The 15,317-nt window shown below is 73.4% G+C and carries 12 protein-coding genes; 2 read left to right on the plus strand and 10 right to left on the minus strand.

Annotated features, from left to right (window positions below):
* Positions 1-161 precede the first annotated feature (161 nt).
* The 10 genes from ACFCLZ_RS11250 to rsmH form a co-directional block, all read right to left on the minus strand.
* Positions 162-938, minus strand: coding sequence for a cell division protein FtsQ/DivIB (locus ACFCLZ_RS11250; protein ID WP_380284736.1), 777 nt, complete (start codon positions 936-938; stop codon positions 162-164).
* On the minus strand, positions 931-2,037 hold the full coding sequence (gene murG / locus ACFCLZ_RS11255) for an undecaprenyldiphospho-muramoylpentapeptide beta-N-acetylglucosaminyltransferase (protein ID WP_380284737.1): 1,107 nt from the start codon (positions 2,035-2,037) through the stop codon (positions 931-933). The genes ACFCLZ_RS11250 and murG overlap by 8 nt, the downstream gene beginning before the upstream one ends.
* A 6-nt stretch (positions 2,038-2,043) precedes the next feature.
* Positions 2,044-3,420 (minus strand): putative lipid II flippase FtsW, encoded by a 1,377-nt coding sequence (gene ftsW / locus ACFCLZ_RS11260; protein WP_380284738.1) that lies wholly within the window; start codon positions 3,418-3,420, stop codon positions 2,044-2,046.
* Positions 3,421-3,541: 121 nt separating this feature from the next.
* The gene (gene murD / locus ACFCLZ_RS11265) at positions 3,542-4,990 is read right to left on the minus strand and encodes a UDP-N-acetylmuramoyl-L-alanine--D-glutamate ligase (RefSeq protein ID WP_380284739.1); all 1,449 of its coding nucleotides are present in this window, start codon (positions 4,988-4,990) and stop codon (positions 3,542-3,544) included.
* Positions 4,987-6,048, minus strand: coding sequence for a phospho-N-acetylmuramoyl-pentapeptide-transferase (gene mraY / locus ACFCLZ_RS11270; RefSeq protein WP_380284740.1), 1,062 nt, complete (start codon positions 6,046-6,048; stop codon positions 4,987-4,989). Before mraY ends, murD begins: the two co-directional genes overlap by 4 nt.
* Entirely contained in the window at positions 6,048-7,448 is a 1,401-nt protein-coding gene (gene murF, locus ACFCLZ_RS11275) for a UDP-N-acetylmuramoyl-tripeptide--D-alanyl-D-alanine ligase (RefSeq protein ID WP_380284741.1), read from the minus strand. The genes mraY and murF overlap by 1 nt, the downstream gene beginning before the upstream one ends.
* Positions 7,445-9,097, minus strand: a complete 1,653-nt coding sequence (locus ACFCLZ_RS11280; RefSeq protein ID WP_380284742.1) for a UDP-N-acetylmuramoyl-L-alanyl-D-glutamate--2,6-diaminopimelate ligase — start codon at positions 9,095-9,097, stop codon at positions 7,445-7,447. Before ACFCLZ_RS11280 ends, murF begins: the two co-directional genes overlap by 4 nt.
* A gap of 6 nt (positions 9,098-9,103) precedes the next feature.
* A complete protein-coding gene (locus ACFCLZ_RS11285; RefSeq protein WP_380284743.1) occupies positions 9,104-11,314 on the minus strand; it encodes a penicillin-binding transpeptidase domain-containing protein in 2,211 nt (736 codons plus the stop codon).
* Positions 11,311-11,913, minus strand: a complete 603-nt coding sequence (locus tag ACFCLZ_RS11290; RefSeq protein WP_380284744.1) for a cell division protein FtsL — start codon at positions 11,911-11,913, stop codon at positions 11,311-11,313. Before ACFCLZ_RS11290 ends, ACFCLZ_RS11285 begins: the two co-directional genes overlap by 4 nt.
* Before the next feature lie 48 nt (positions 11,914-11,961).
* Positions 11,962-12,936: a 16S rRNA (cytosine(1402)-N(4))-methyltransferase RsmH gene (rsmH, locus tag ACFCLZ_RS11295; RefSeq protein ID WP_380284745.1), complete on the minus strand. Its 975-nt coding sequence runs from the start codon at positions 12,934-12,936 to the stop codon at positions 11,962-11,964.
* A gap of 508 nt (positions 12,937-13,444) precedes the next feature.
* Here rsmH and ACFCLZ_RS11300 point away from each other — a divergent pair.
* Entirely contained in the window at positions 13,445-13,984 is a 540-nt protein-coding gene (locus ACFCLZ_RS11300; protein ID WP_380284746.1) for a beta-class carbonic anhydrase, read from the plus strand.
* A gap of 345 nt (positions 13,985-14,329) precedes the next feature.
* A complete protein-coding gene (locus tag ACFCLZ_RS11305) occupies positions 14,330-15,316 on the plus strand; it encodes an AAA family ATPase (protein ID WP_380284747.1) in 987 nt (328 codons plus the stop codon).
* Position 15,317 lies beyond the last annotated feature (1 nt).

Genomic DNA, 15,317 nt, shown 5'->3' on the forward strand with positions numbered 1-15,317 from the left:
TTTTCTTTTGAGCCTATGTGATCATCGACCGGTCAATGAAACCGGGGTGACCACCAAGGGTCGGGCCGACACGAAATCGCGTCAAGCCCACCCGTCGCCCGCCGCCGCCCTTTCGGCGACGCGCTTCGCGCGAACCCTTGTGCAGCAGAAAACCTACCGGATCATCCGGACACCGCAGGCGAGTCCGGGGCGCTCACGTCGAAGTTCGTACCCTTCTGAGTCAGCAACGCCACCAGGACCCGGGCTTTTCGATCGGTCTGCTCGGGACTCCCCCAGCGCACCGTCAGACCCCCGCCGAGCTGCAGCTGGATGTCGTCGTACGAGTGCACGAGGACCGCCCCGGCCCGCTGCCGGACGTCCGCCGGCAGGCCCGCGGCCACCGCCACGGCGCCCTGCACCAGCTGCGGACGGCCGATCACCGACTCGACGTCCAGGGCCTGCTGGCTGAGCTTCAGCTCGACCACCGGCACCCCCTCCGGGGCGGCCGGTTCGGTGGCGAAGCTCACGCCGCCCGCGTCGACCTGGGTGAACTGCCCGTCCTCGCCCTTGACCGCGGCGACCGCCGTGCGCTGGGCGACCTTCACCCGCAGGGTGTTCGGCCAGCCGCGCCAGACCTTCGCCCCCGCCACCCGGGGGATCGCCTCCACCCGCCGGCGGGCCTCGTCGAGGTCCACCCGGGCCAGCGGGCCGGAGCCGACCCCGCCGATCGCCGAGCGGACCTCGTCGGCCGTCAGCCGGTCGTCCCGCATCCCCTGCACCGAGACCGACCGCACCTCCAGCACCGAGGAGAAGAACACCAGCCAGGACAGCGCGCCGAGGAGCACCGCCGTCAGGGCGCCCAGCACCACCGTCCCCCGCCGGGAGAGCCGGAGCCGAGGAGCGTGCTCCTCGGCCTCGAACTCCTCGTCGAGGGGATCGGCGGGCCGGGCGTCAGCCACGACGGCGGCCGCTCCGGGCGGCCTCGATGGCCTCGTAGACCATGCCGACCAGCAGGTCGTCGGCGTCCCGGCGGCCGAACTCGGCGGCGGCCCGGCTCATGTCCCACAGTCGCTGCGGGTCGGTGAGCACCGGCAGCACGTTCTGCAGCACCCAGTCCGGGCTCAGCTCGGCGTCGTCGACCAGCAGGCCGCCGCCGGCCTTGACCATCGGCTGGGCGTTCAGCCGCTGCTCGCCGTTGCCGATCGGCAGCGGCACGAACGCGGCGGGCAGACCGACCGCGGCCAGCTCGGCGACCGTCATGGCGCCGGCCCGGCAGAGCATCATGTCGGCCGCCGCGTAGGCGAGGTCCATCCGGTCCAGGTACGGCACCGGGCGGTACGGCGGCATCCCGGGGATCTCGTCCACCTGCGGCAGCTCGTTCTTCGGGCCGACCGCGTGCAGGATCTGCACGCCGTACTGCTGGAGCCGGGGGGCGATCGCGGCGATCGTCTCGTTCAGCCGGCGGGCGCCCTGCGAGCCGCCGGAGACCAGCAGGGTGGGCAGCCGCTGGTCGAGGCCGAAGTAGTGCCGGGCCTCCGGGCGGACCGCGTTGCGGTCCAGGGTCGCGATGGTCCGGCGCAGCGGGATGCCGATGTACCGGGAGTCGCGCAGCTTGCTGTCGGGCGTGGAGACGGCGACGAAGTCGCTGTACCGGGCGCCGATCTTGTTGGCCAGGCCGGGCCGGGCGTTGGCCTCGTGCACCACGATCGGCACACCGGCCCGCTTGGCGGCCAGGTAGGCGGGCATGGCGACGTAGCCGCCGAAGCCGACCACGGCGTCCGCCTTGACCCGCTCGATGATCTCCTGGGCGGCCCGGACGGTGCCGCGCAGCCGGCCCGGGACGGTGATCAGCTCGGGCGTGGGCTTGCGGGGCAGCGGGACGGCCGGGATCAGCTCCAGCTGGTAGCCGCGCTCGGGCACCAGTCGGGTCTCCAGGCCGCGCTCGGTGCCGAGGGCGGTGATCCCGATGGACGGGTCGTGCCTGCGGAGGGCGTCCGCGAGGGCCATGGCCGGCTCGATGTGACCGGCGGTCCCCCCGCCGGCGAGTACGACATGCACCGAAATTCACCGCTCCCTGCGTGCCGGCCCGCTGGCCGGGCGCGCTGTGGTTCGTCGTCGTGGCAGCACCCGGGCCAGCTGCTTCCTGATCCGGGAGTTCTTGCTCCGGGCGGCCAGGGCCGCCTTCGCGCCCGAGCTGCTGCGTGCCAGGCAGAGCAGCACCCCGATCGCGGACATGGCCGACAGCATGGCGGAACCGCCGTAGGAGAACAGCGGGAGCGGGACGCCCGCGATGGGCAGCAGTCCCAGCGCCGACCCCAGGTTGATCACGGCCTGCGCCATGATCCAGGTGGTGGCGGCTCCCGCGGCGTACCTGACGAAGGGATCCTTCGTGCCGATGGCCACACGGATACCCGCGTAGCCTAGTGCCGCGAAGAGACCGATCACCGACAGCGTCCCCACCAGACCCAGTTCCTCGCCGGTGGTGGCGAAGATGAAGTCGGTGTGCGCCTCCGGGAGCTGGCCCCACTTCTCCACACCGGCGCCGAGTCCGGAGCCGAACAGACCGCCGAGGCCGAACGAGTAGACGCCGTGCAGGGCCTGGAAGCAGGTGCCGGCCGGGTCGAGCTTGGTCACGCCGATGCAGGAGAGCCGCTCGGCGCGGTGCGGGACGGTCACCACCAGGGCGGTGCAGACCACGACGGCCACGCCGAGGGTGGCGACGAACAGCCGCAGCGGCGCCCCGACCATCCACAGCAGGCCGAACAGCATCGCCACCAGGATCATCGAGGTGCCCATGTCGCCGCCGAGCATGATCAGCGCGAGCAGCAGCAGGGTGCCCGGGACCAGCGGGACCAGCAGGTGCTTCCACTGGTCGAGCATGCCGGTCTTCTGCTTGCGGGCCAGCAGGTCGGCGCCCCAGAGCACCAGGGCGAGTTTGGCGAACTCCGACGGCTGGAACTGGAACACGCCGAAATCCAGCCAGTTCCGGTTGCCGTTGACCTCCATGCCGATGCCCGGGATCGCGACCAGCACCATGGCGCCGATCACCGCGAACATCACCGGGTAGACGATCACCCGCAGCACGGCCACCGGCACCAGGGCGAAGCCGAGCAGCAGCGCGAAGCCGAGCACCACCGCGAGCGCCTGCTTGAAGAAGTAGAACTGGGTCGAGCGGTGCTGGCCCAGCGCGAGGATCTGCGAGGCCGAGAAGACCATCATCAGCCCGAGCACGACCAGCAGCAGCGCCGTTCCGGCGATCAGCAGGTAGGGCGTGAGCGGCCGGTCCAGGGCGTACCGCGCGCGGGCCCGGAAGGCCTGCAGACGGGCCACCGGACCGGCCGACTTGTAGGCGGTGGTGGTGGCCGAGATCACCCGCAGGGGCTCGGCCGGGCGGCCTTTCTCCGGCGCGCTCGAACCACCCGCCCTGCCGCTCCCGGCCACGCTCCGCTCTCCTTCTGTCTGTGCCTCGTTCGCCGCCGTGCCGCTCACGAGGCGGGGCGAGGCGGGCCATGGCAGGAGGAGGCGGGCCGCGGCTACGGTAGCCGGAGCCCGTCCACGTCCCCTACCGGTCCGCCAGCTCCCGGACGGCCGCGGCGAAGAGGTCGCCGCGCTCGCCGTAGTTGGTGAACATGTCCATCGAGGCGCAGGCCGGGGCCAGCAGCACCGTGTCACCCGTTCGGGCGAGCGACGCGGCAGCGCGGACCACCTCGGTCATCGCCACCGCGCCAGTCTGGCCCTCGGCCGCCTCGATCACCGGGACATCCGGGGCGTGTCGCGCCAGCGCCTCGCGGATCAGCGCGCGGTCCTCGCCGATCAGCACGGCGGCCCGCAGCCGCTCGGCCGCGCCCTGGACCAGGTCGTCGAAGGTCGCGCCCTTGGCCAGGCCGCCGGCGATCCAGACGACCGGCCGGTACGCGGCGAGCGAGGCCGCGGCGGCGTGGGTGTTGGTCGCCTTGGAGTCGTCGACGTACGTGACGCCGTCGACCACCGCGACCTCGGCGATCCGGTGCGCGTCCGGGCGGAAGGCCCGCAGGCCCTCCCGGACGGCCTTGGGCTCCACGCCGTAGGCGCGGGCCAGCGCGGCGGCGGCGAGGGCGTTGGTGATGTTGTGCGGGGCCGGCGGGAAGACGTCCTCGACCGAGCCCAGCTCGGCGGCGTTCTTGGCCCGGTCGGGCACGAACGCGCGGTCCACCAGCAGGCCGTCGACCACGCCGAAGTCCGACGGGCCGGGCGCGCCGAGACCGAAGCCGATCGCCCGGCAGCCCTCCTCGACGTCGGCCTCGCGGACCAGCGCCTCGGTGGCCGGGTCGGCCAGGTTGTACACACAGGCGACGACGTTGCCCTCGTAGATCCGGCCCTTGTCGGCGGCGTACGCCTCCATCGAGCCGTGCCAGTCGAGGTGGTCGGGCGCCAGGTTCAGCACGGCCGCCGCGTACGGGCGCAGCGAGGGCGCCCAGTGCAGCTGGTAGCTGGAGAGCTCGACGGCGAGCACGTCGTAGGGCTCCTCGGCGAGCACCGCGTCCAGCACCGAGACCCCGACGTTGCCGACGGCGGCGGTGCGCCGGCCGGCGGCGGTGAGGATCGAGGCGAGCATCTGGACGGTGGTGGTCTTGCCGTTGGTGCCGGTGACGGCCAGCCAGGGGGCGGGCTCGCCGGTGGCGGGCAGCGGCCTGCGCAGCCGCCAGGCCAGCTCGACGTCGCCCCAGACCTCGACGCCGGCCTCGGCGGCGGCGGCGAACAGCGCGCTGCTCGGCGGCCAGCCGGGCGAGGCGACGACCAGCCGGGTGCCCTCGGGCAGGGTGGACCCGTCGCCGAGGCGGACGGTGACGCCCAGCGCCTCCAGCTCGGCGGCGCGGGTCTTCAGGCCCTCGCCGGAGCCGCCGTCCACGACGGTGACGTGCGCGCCGAGGCCGTGCAGGACCCGGGCGGCGCTGATGCCGGAGACGCCGAGCCCGGCGACGGCGACCGGGAGTCCGGCCCAGTGCGGGCCGGTCGGTGCGGCGGCGGTCATCCGGTCACCCATCCCGCGTAGAAGAGGCCGAGGCCGACGGCCACGCACAGGCCCTGGATGATCCAGAACCGGACCACGACCAGGACCTCGCTCCAGCCCTTGAGTTCGAAGTGGTGCTGCAGCGGGGCCATCTTGAAGACGCGCTTGCCGGTCATCCGGAACGAGCCGACCTGGATGATCACCGAGAGGGTGATGATCACGAAGAGGCCGCCCAGCAGGACGAGCAGGATCTCGGTGCGCGAGCAGATCGCCAGACCGGCCAGCGCGCCGCCGAGGGCCAGCGAGCCGGTGTCGCCCATGAAGATCTTGGCGGGCGAGGTGTTCCACCAGAGGAAGCCGAAGCAGGAGCCCATCAGGGCCGCCGCGACCACCGCGAGGTCCAGCGGGTCGCGGACGTCGTAGCAGTTGGAGGTGGCCGAGGCCACGTAGGCGCAGCTCTGGCCGTACTCCCAGACGCCGATGAAGGTGTAGGCGCCGAAGGCCATCACCGAGGCGCCGGTGGCCAGGCCGTCCAGACCGTCCGTCAGGTTGACGCCGTTGGAGGCGGCGGCGATCAGGAAGTACGCGAAGATGACGAACAGCACCGGGCCGATCGCCCACTCGAAGTCCCGGACGAAGGACAGGTGCTCGGAGGCCGGGCGGCGGCCCGCGTTGTCGGGGAACTGCAGGGCCAGGACCGCGAAGGCGAGGCCGACGATGGACTGGCCGGCCAGCTTGGCCTTGGCGCGCAGGCCCAGCGAGCGGCGCTTGACGACCTTGATGTAGTCGTCGAGGAAGCCCACCAGGCCCAGACCGGTGGTCAGGAACAGCACCAGCAGCCCGGAGGCGGTCGGGCTCTCGCGCGTTATCGCCTTGGTGGCGAAGTAGGCGACCAGGGTCGCCAGGATGAACGCGATGCCGCCCATGGTGGGCGTGCCCTTCTTGCTGTGGTGCGCCTTGGGGCCGTCGTCGCGGATGTACTGGCCGTAGCCCTGCCGGGCGAGCAGCTTGATCAGCGCGGGGGTGCCGGCCAGCGACAGGATCAGGCCGATCATGCCGGAGAAGAGGATCTGCTTCATTACTCGGCCGCACCGTCCGCGAGGAGGGCCTCGGCCACCTTCTCCAGCCCCACCGAACGGGAGGCCTTCACCAGCACCACATCCCCCGGCCGCAGCTGACTGCGCAGCAGTTCGACCGCCGCGTCCGCGTCGGACACCAGCACCGACTCCTCACCCCACGAACCTTCGTTCCTCGCGCCCAGTTCCATGCAGGCCGCCTCGCGTCCGCCGACCGCCACCAGCTTGGTGACGTCCAGCCGGACGGCGAGCCGCCCGATGGCGTCGTGCTCGGCCAGGCTGTCCTCGCCGAGCTCCCGCATCTCGCCGAGCACCGCCCAGGTGCGGCGGCGCTCCGGGCCGCGCCCCCCCATCGAGATGAGCGCCCGCAGCGCGGCCCGCATCGAGTCGGGGTTCGCGTTGTAGGCGTCGTTGACGACGGTGACACCATCGGCCCGGTCGACGACCTCCATGCGCCAGCGGGACAGCGCACCCGCCTGGCTCAGCGCTTCGGCGGTGTCGTCGACGGTCATCCCGAGCTCCATCGCCACCGCGGCGGCGGCGAGGGCGTTCGAGACGTGGTGCTCACCGTACAGGCGCAGCTGCACGGGTGCGGAACCGGCCGGGGTGCTCAGCGTGAAGGATGGACGTCCGGTGGAGTCCAGGCGAACGTCCTGTGCCCGGACGTCGGCCTCCGCGGACTCGCCGAAGAACACCACCTTGGCCTTGGTGCGCGCGGCCATGGCGCGCACCAGGCGGTCGTCCGCGTTGAGGATCGCCGCGCCGTCGGCGGGCAGGGCCTCGACGAGTTCGCCCTTGGCCTCGGCGATCGCCTCCTGGGAGCCGAACTCGCCGACGTGCGCGGTGCCGACGTTGAGCACCAGTCCGATCCGGGGCGGGGTGATCGAGGTGAGGTACTCGATGTCGCCCTTGTGCCGGGCACCCATCTCCAGCACCAGGTGCCGGGTGGCGTCCTCGACCCGCAGGGCGGTCATCGGGTGCCCGATCTCGTTGTTGAGCGAGCCGGGCGGGTAGACGGTGTCGCCCAGGCGCTCCAGCAGCTGGGCGATGAGGTCCTTGGTGCTGGTCTTGCCGGCCGAGCCGGTCAGCGCGACCACGGCGGCGTCGGAGCGGCCCACGACGGTGCGGGCCAGCTTGCCGAGGGCGTCCACCACGCTGTCGACCAGCACGGCGGGCACGCCGACCGGGCGGGAGGCCAGCACCGCGACGGCGCCGGCCTCGACCGCGGTGGCCGCGTAGTCGTGGCCGTCCACGCGCTCGCCGACGAAGGCCGCGAACAGGCCGCCGGGGCGGACCTTGCGGGAGTCGACCTCGACCGGGGCGGTCACCAGGACGTCGGGGTCGGCGCCGGCCAGGGTTCCCCCGACTGCGGCGGCCACCTCGGCGAGGGTCAGTGCGATCACGACTGCTCTACTCCTCCGGTGCCCCGGGCGGCCGTGGTCCGCGCGATGGATTCGCGCAGCACCTCCCGGTCGTCGAAGGGGCGGATCTCGTCTCGTACGTACTGGCCGAGCTCGTGGCCCTTGCCGGCCACCAGCACGGTGTCGCCGGCCTGGGCGCGGGCGACCGCCAGCTCGATCGCCTCGGCGCGGTCGGGCACGACCAGGACGGCGCCGCGCTCGGCCTCGGGCACCGCGGCGGCGCCGTTCAGCATGGTGGCGAGGATCGCCAGCGGGTCCTCGCTGCGCGGGTTGTCGCTGGTCAGCAGGGCGGTGTCGGCGAGCCGGGCCGCGATGCCGCCCATCGGGGCGCGCTTGTGCGGGTCGCGGTCGCCGCCGCAGCCGATCACCACGTGCAGCCGGCCCTTGGTGACCTCGCGCAGCGAGCCGAGGACGGCCTGAAGGGCGTCCGGCTTGTGCGCGTAGTCCACCACCGCGACGTACGGCTGTCCGGCGTCCACCCGCTCCAGCCGGCCGGGCACACCGGGGACGGCGGCGACGCCGGCCACGACCCGCTCCAGCGGGAGCCCCGCGGTGGCGAGCACGGCGATCGCGGCCAGCGCGTTGGCGACGTTGAACGGGCCGGGCAGCGGGACGGAGGCGTCCGCCTCGGCGCCGTCCGGGCCGAGCACCCGGAAGGTCGAGCCGACCGGGCCGAGCTGGACGTCCACCGCGCGCCAGTCCGCCTCGGGGGCGCCGGTGGCGGAGAAGGTGGCGACCGGGATCTTCGCCTCGGCGGCGAGCCGGCGGCCGTAGGCGTCGTCCAGGTTGACCACGCCGGTGCGGGACTTGCCGGGCTGGAAGAGCCGGGCCTTCGCCTGGAAGTAGTCCTCCATGTCCGGGTGGAAGTCGAGGTGCTCGGGGGTGAGGTTGTTGAACAGCGCGACGTCGTAGGCCACGCCGTCGGTGCGGCCGTAGACCAGGGCGTGGCTGGAGACCTCCATGGTCACCGCGTCGGCGCCGCGCTCGCCCATCACGGCGAGGATCGCGTGCAGGTCGGTCGCCTCGGGGGTGGTCCGCTCGCTCTTGATCCGCTCGTCGCCGACCCGCATCTCGACGGTGCCGATCACACCGGGGTGGCGGTCGGCGCCGCGCAGGCCGCCCTCGACCAGGTAGGAGGTGGTGGTCTTGCCGTTGGTACCGGTGAGCCCGATCATCAGCAGCCGCTCGGACGGCCGGTCGTAGACGGCGGCCGCGAGCTCGCCCATCCGGGCCCGGGGCCGGTCGACGACCAGCAGCGGCAGGCCGGTGCCCGCCGCCAGCTCGGCGCCGGCCGGGTCGGTGAGCACCGCGACCGCGCCGGCCGCGGCGGCCTGCCCGGCGAACGAGGCGCCGTGGTGGTTGGCGCCCGGGAACGCGACGTACACGTCGCCGGGGCGGACCTCGCGGGCGTTGTGGGTGACGCCGGTGACCTCGGGCCCCTCGACGGGGTCGAGGCCCAGCAGGCGGGCGACCTCGGCGAGCGGCCGGGCACCGGTCCGGGCGGGGCGGGGCGGGCTCACGGTGATTTGATCGGGTTTCGGCACGGCGGAGAGGCTATCCGCCGAAGGGCGTCCAGGGCCAAACCGGCCCTTTTCCGTACCGGCGGCCGCACCCGCCCGGTCGTTGCTCATGGTCGATCACGGCTTCCAGTCGACGGCCAGGTTGGGCGCCTCGCTGCCGCTCGGCGGGACCTGGAGGGTCTTGAGGGTGAACTCCATCACCTGCTTGAACACCGGGCCGCACAGCTGGCCGCCGAAGTGGCCGTTGACCGGGTCCTGGATCACGCAGGAGACGGTGACCCGGGGTGCGTCGGCCGGGGCGAAGCCGATGAAGGAGGCGGTGTACCCGCGGTAGCCGCCGACCTTGGGGTCCACGCGGTTGGCGGTGCCGGTCTTGCCGGCGACCCGGTACCCCGGGATCGCGGCCCTGCCGCCGGTGCCCTGCTCGTCGGAGACGACCGACTCCAGCATCTCGGTGAGGGTCTTGGCGGTCTGCTCGCTGACCACCCGGGACTGCTCGGACGCCGGGGCCGCGGTGTACTTGCCGTCCGGCGCGGTGGTGCCCTGGACGACGCTGGGCGCCACCCGGACCCCGCCGTTGGCGATGGTCGAGAACACCGAGGTCGCCTGCAGCGCGTTGACCGACAGGCCCTGGCCGAACGGGATGGTGTACTGCTTGGACGCCTTCCAGTCCTCCGGCTTGTCGAGCAGTCCGGCGGTCTCGCCGGGGAAGCCCAGGCCGGTCTGCTGGCCGATGCCGAACTTCCGCAGGTAGTCGTAGAGCACCCGGTTCGCCTCGGGCTGGGTGGCGCCGAGGGTCTGGGCGGCCTCGATGGTGCCGATGTTGGAGGACTTGGCGAGCACGCCGGCCAGGGTCAGGTACCAGGTCTCGTGCTCGATGTCGTCCTTGAACGCCACATCGCCGCGGACCAGCGGGTACGGCACGGTGACCTTGGTGTCCCAGGTGGCCTTGCCGGTGTCCAGGACGGCCGCCATGGTCATCAGCTTGGCGGTGGAGCCGGGTTCGTAGGCGTCCTGCAGGGCGGCGTTGCCGAGCTGCGAGTTCTTGGCCGTGCTCAGGTCGTTCGGGTTGAAGCCGGGCGAGGTGGCCATCGCCAGCACCTGCCCGTTCCTCACGTCCTGGACGATCACATAGCCCTTCTCCGCCCCGGCGTTGGCCACCTGGTCGGTGATGGCGCGCTGGGCCGCCCACTGGATGTCCCGGTTGAGGGTCAGCCGCAGGTCCGTGCCGGACACGGCGGGGTCCAGCGAGCCGCCCGCGGTGGGCACCAGCCGGCCGCCGGCCTGGGCGTAGCTGCTGTGGCCGTCCTTGCCGGCCAGCAGCTTCTGGTACTGCTGCTCCAGCCCGCCGGAGCCCTCGCCCTCGGCGTTGACGAAGCCGACCAGGTTGGCGGCCAGCCCGTCGGACGGGTAGACCCGCTTCTGGGTGTCCCGGTTGAAGACGCCGGCCAGCGGGTTGACGCACTCGTTGTCCAGCCGGGTGCGGCCGCCCTCCTCGGCGGGCTTGTTCAGCAGCCGCTTCTGGGCCTGGCAGGCGCGCGAGCCGGCCTGCTTCTCCAGGCCGGACTTGAGGTCGCTGATCTGGTTCTTGACGTCCGGGCTCTGCTGGGCGGCCAGCCGCTTGTAGCGGGACTTCGGGGTGTGCAGGTCAGCGGCGATCTTCTCCTTGGGCACGCCGAGGATCGGCGCCAGCAGCGTGGCGGCCTGCTCCGGGGCGTCGGGCAGGCCGGTCGCCTCGGGGGTGAACATCGCCGGGTCGGCGGTGATGTCGTAGGCGTCGACGGTGGTGGCCAGGGCGACGCCGTCGGAGGACGTTATCGAGCCGCGCTCGGCGGTGATCGGGATGTTCAGGTAGCGGTTGGTGTTGGCGTCGGCGGCCAGCGCGTCGGAGTCCAGCAGCTGGAGCTGGACCAGCCGCCCGGCGAAGACCGAGAACACCACCGAGAGCACGATGGTGATCACCCGCAGCCGGCGGCGCGGATCGGCCAGCCGGATCCCCCGGGAGGCCGGCCGGCGGGTCGGCGGGCGGCGCTGCGGGCGCGGCCGGGGGGCGGGCGGGCGGCCGTCGGAACGGCGCTGCTGCGGGGTGCCTGCGGACCGGGGCCGGAGGGCCTGGCCCTTGGCGGCCGGCTGTTTGGCGGGCTGCGGTTTGGGGCTCTGCGCCCGGGGCGGCTGGGCCTTGGGTGCCTGGGCCTTGGGGTTGGGTGTCCTCGGGCTCTGGGCGCGGCCGGCGGACTGCCCGCGCGGGGCGTCCGGACGCGGTGCGGCGCCCTTGACGGGCCGGCGCCCGCCGGCGCCGCCTCCGGAGGGCTGACGGGGCGTGCTCATCGGCCGGCACCCCCGCCCGCGTGCGGCGACGGCTGCGACGTGCCCGGGTTGACCTGGACGGTGACGTCGCCGCCCGGCGCCGGGCCGGTCGGCGGGGCCGCGGCGGTCGGCGGCGGCGGGGCGGCCGGAGCCGTCGCCCCCGCGGCCGGCTGACCGGTCGGCGCGGGCTGCTTCCCGGGCCACGGTTCCACGGTGGACCGTTTCACCGGCGGGCTGTCCTGGGCCGCCTTGGGCGTGCCGACCACCGCGCCGCCGTTCGGCAGGTCGAGGAAGGCCATCCCGCCGCCCGGCACCATGCCCAGCTCGGCGGCCCGGCGGGCCAGCGCGTCCGGCGCGGAGTTCTGGTCGATCTGGTGCTGCAGCCCCTGCTGCTCGTCGGTCAGCACCGTGGTCTGCCGCTGCAGTCGGGACAGCTCGAAGGAGCCCTCGTTGAGCGCGGTGTTCAGCGCCAGCAGTCCGAGCAGCCCGGCCCCGAGCAGCAGCACCACCAGCACCGCGAACGGCGTCCGCCCCCGCACCGGCCGGCCCGGGCGCACGGTGATCCGCGCCCTGCCGCTCTGCCCGGGGAGTACCCGGCCCCCCGCCCCGCCTCCGGCCACCGGCCCCACCACTTCGTTCCTCCGCCCTTCGGACCGCCCCGGTGCCGGTCAGCCCCGGGTGCTTCGGTCCCTGATCCTCTCCGCCACCCGCAGCCGCACGGGCGCGGCGCGCCGGTTCTCCTCGATCTCCTCCTCCGTGGCCAACACGGCACCGCGAGTGATCAGCTTCAGCCAGGGCTGGTGCTCCTCGGGGACGAACGGCAGCCCCGGCGGGGCGGTAGTGGTCGCCCCGGCCGCGAAGTACTGCTTGACCAGGCGGTCCTCCAGCGACTGGTACGACATCACCGCGATCCGCCCGCCGAGCGCCAGGACGTCCAGCGCCCCGGGGATCGCCCGGTCCAGGACCTCCAGCTCCCCGTTGACCTCGATCCGCAGCGCCTGGAACGTCCGCTTGGCCGGGTTCCCGCCGGTGCGGCGGGTGGCGGCCGGGATGGCGCTCCGCACCAAATCGACCAGACGCGCGCTGGTGGTGAACGGTTCCTTCTCCCGCTCCCGGAGGATCACCGAGGCGATCTTGCCGGCGAACCGCTCCTCGCCGTACAGCTTGAGGATCCGGGCCAGCTGGCCGTGGCTGTAGGTGTTCAGGACCTCGGCCGCGCTGATCCCCCGGGTCTGGTCCATCCGCATGTCCAGCGGCGCGTCCTGGGCGTAGGCGAAGCCGCGGTCGGCCTCGTCCAGCTGCATCGAGGAGACGCCGAGGTCGAAGAGGATGCCGTCGGCCTTCGGGATGTCGAGGCGCTCCAGCACCTCGGGGATCTCGTCGTAGACGGCGTGCACCAGGGTGGCCCGCTCGCCGAAGGGGGCCAGCCGCTCGCCGGAGAGCTTCAGCGCCGCCGGGTCGCGGTCCACCGCGATCAGCCGGACCTCCGGAAACTGGGTGAGCAGGGCCTCGCTGTGGCCGCCGAGGCCGAGGGTGGCGTCCACCACCACCGCGCCGGGCCGGGAGATCGCCGGGGCCAGCGCGTCCATGCACCGCTGCAGCATCACCGGGACGTGCTTGGGTGCCGGATCGTTGGTGGTCATGCGCTGTGGCGCCCTTCCTCGGTGCGAAAGCCGCCCGACGTCCCGGGAGCTCCGACCCATTCTGACCCACCACGCGGCGGAGCCGTCGCACGGGCCGGGCCGCGCGGCCCGTGGTCCCCGCCCGCTCAAGGGGAAGGTCGTGACCGCCCGGCGCCGGGGAAGGTGCGCCAGGTGGCACGGAGAGCGGGTGGAGGCCACGGGCCGCGTCGGTCACCGCACGGCCAAAAAGGCCCGGTTGACGGGCCCCGGCGGGTGTGCTCCACTGCGCCGCAACTCTATCGCGCGCGCCCCGTCAGTCAATGGCCCGCTCCGGCGCACCACCCGGGCGGCGGTACGGATCTCCGCAGGTCGCGGCGGTGCTCGTGGCACATGCCAGGGGCCTTGCGGGGGCACCCGGACGGCGGACTCCGCGGCCCCCGCGCCTTGTGGACATGCCTTCGGCCACAGGCGTCCGCTCTGTAGCAATCAGCCCCACCACGAACGGGGAAATCGCACTAACGTCTTCCCCATGACAGTGACTCCCGACCGGCCCACGCCGACCGCCGCTGCCGACCCCACACCCACCATCATCGACCGCTTCGTCGCGGCCAACCGCGAGTACGCGGTGACCTTCCACGACGGCGGCATGGACGCCCGCCCGGTGCAGAGGATCGCCGTGGTGGCCTGTATGGACGCCCGTCTCGACCTGTTCGCCGCCCTCGGCCTCGAACTCGGCGACGCCCACGTCATCCGCAACGCGGGCGGTGTGGTCACCGACGACACCATCCGCTCCCTCACCATCAGCCAGCGCGCCCTGGGCACCCGCTCGATCGCGCTGATCCACCACACCGGCTGCGGCCTGCTCGGCCTCACCGAGGACTTCCGCCGCGAGCTGGAGGTGGAGGTCGGCCAGCGTCCGCAGTGGGCGGTCGAGGCCTTCGTCGACCTGGACAGCGACGTCCGCCAGTCGATGCAGCGGGTCCGCACCTCGCCCTTCCTGCTCCACACCGACGACGTGCGCGGCTTCGTGTTCGACGTCCACACCGGCCTGCTGCGCGAGATCGGCTGATCCCCGGCCGCCCGACCGGCCCGGCCGACGCCGTCCGGGCCCGGCGGGCGGCCCCGGCGCCCTCCCCCGACCTGGGCGGCCCTTCCAAGTGGTGACTTCTGACGTCCGCAGGGGGGAGAATGCGCCTGCCGGTCTGACCTCGAACCACCTGGGGCGGCCAGCCGCAGGCCGTACCCCGGCACCGGCTCCCGCACGCGGAACCGCGCCCGGAGGGGCCGCGTCCAGCATGGGGTGGGGCCGGGCTCGGACGGAGCCGGTCGTGGTGTGCCAGGGAGCGAACGGGTGACGAGCTACAGCGATCAGGCCGGTCTCGAGGGTCGTGCGGGAGGCGGCCAGGAGGCACCGGTGTACAGCCCGGTCGGCCTGCCGGAGCTCGCCGCCGTCGTCGACCGGATCCGGGCCAACATCGAGAGCGTGATCGAGGGCAAGCCGGAGGCCGTCCGGATCGCCCTGACCGTGCTGCTCGCCGAGGGCCACCTGCTGCTGGAGGACGTGCCCGGCGTCGGCAAGACGATGCTGGCCAAGGCGCTCGCCCGGTCCGTCGACTGCACCGTGCGGCGCATCCAGTTCACCCCGGACCTGCTGCCCTCGGACGTCACCGGCACCAACATCTTCGACCAGCAGCAGCGCGACTTCGAGTTCCGCCCCGGCGCGATCTTCGCCCAGATCGTGGTCGGCGACGAGATCAACCGGGCCTCGCCGAAGACCCAGTCCGCGCTGCTGGAGTCGATGGAGGAGCGCCAGGTCACCATCGACGGCACCAGCTACGAGCTGCCCTCGCCGTTCATGGTCGTCGCCACCCAGAACCCGGTCGAGATGGAGGGCACCTACCCCCTCCCGGAGGCCCAGCGAGACCGCTTCATGGCCCGGATCTCGATGGGCTACCCCAGCCCCGAGGCCGAGTTCGCCATGCTCGACGTGCACGCCGGCGCCAGCCCGCTGGAGGACCTCCAGCCGGTCGCGCACGCCGCCGACATCCTCAAGCTGATCGAGCTGGTCCGCACCGTGCACGTCGCCGACCCGGTCCGCCGCTACGCCGTCGACCTGGTCGCCGCCACCCGCAGCAGCCACGAGCTGCGGCTCGGCGCCTCGCCGCGCGCCACCCTGCACCTGGTCCGGGCCGCGCGCGCCGGCGCCGCCCTGGACGGCCGCGACTACGTCACCCCGGACGACCTCCAGCGCCTCGCCGTCCCGGTGCTCGCCCACCGCCTGATGCCGACCGCCGAGACCCAGCTCAGCCGCCGCACCTCCGAGCAGATCGTCACCGACCTGGTCGCCCGCCTGCCGCTGCCGCGCCCGCAGCAGGGCGGCACCGCCGTCCGGAGGGGCTGAG

This window comes from Kitasatospora purpeofusca, assembly GCF_042691725.1.
GTDB lineage: Bacteria > Actinomycetota > Actinomycetes > Streptomycetales > Streptomycetaceae > Kitasatospora > Kitasatospora purpeofusca_B.

Excerpts from the sequence above, each read along its gene's own strand:
- murD (WP_380284739.1), bottom strand. The coding sequence starts at position 4,990 with ATGACCGCCGCCGCACCGACCGGCCCGCACTGGGCCGGACTCCCGGTC.
- rsmH (WP_380284745.1), bottom strand. The coding sequence starts at position 12,936 with ATGACCACCAACGATCCGGCACCCAAGCACGTCCCGGTGATGCTGCAG.
- ACFCLZ_RS11300 (WP_380284746.1), top strand. The coding sequence starts at position 13,445 with ATGACAGTGACTCCCGACCGGCCCACGCCGACCGCCGCTGCCGACCCC.
- mraY (WP_380284740.1), bottom strand. The coding sequence starts at position 6,048 with ATGAAGCAGATCCTCTTCTCCGGCATGATCGGCCTGATCCTGTCGCTG.
- ACFCLZ_RS11285 (WP_380284743.1), bottom strand. The coding sequence starts at position 11,314 with ATGAGCACGCCCCGTCAGCCCTCCGGAGGCGGCGCCGGCGGGCGCCGG.
- ACFCLZ_RS11280 (WP_380284742.1), bottom strand. The coding sequence starts at position 9,097 with ATGAGCAACGACCGGGCGGGTGCGGCCGCCGGTACGGAAAAGGGCCGG.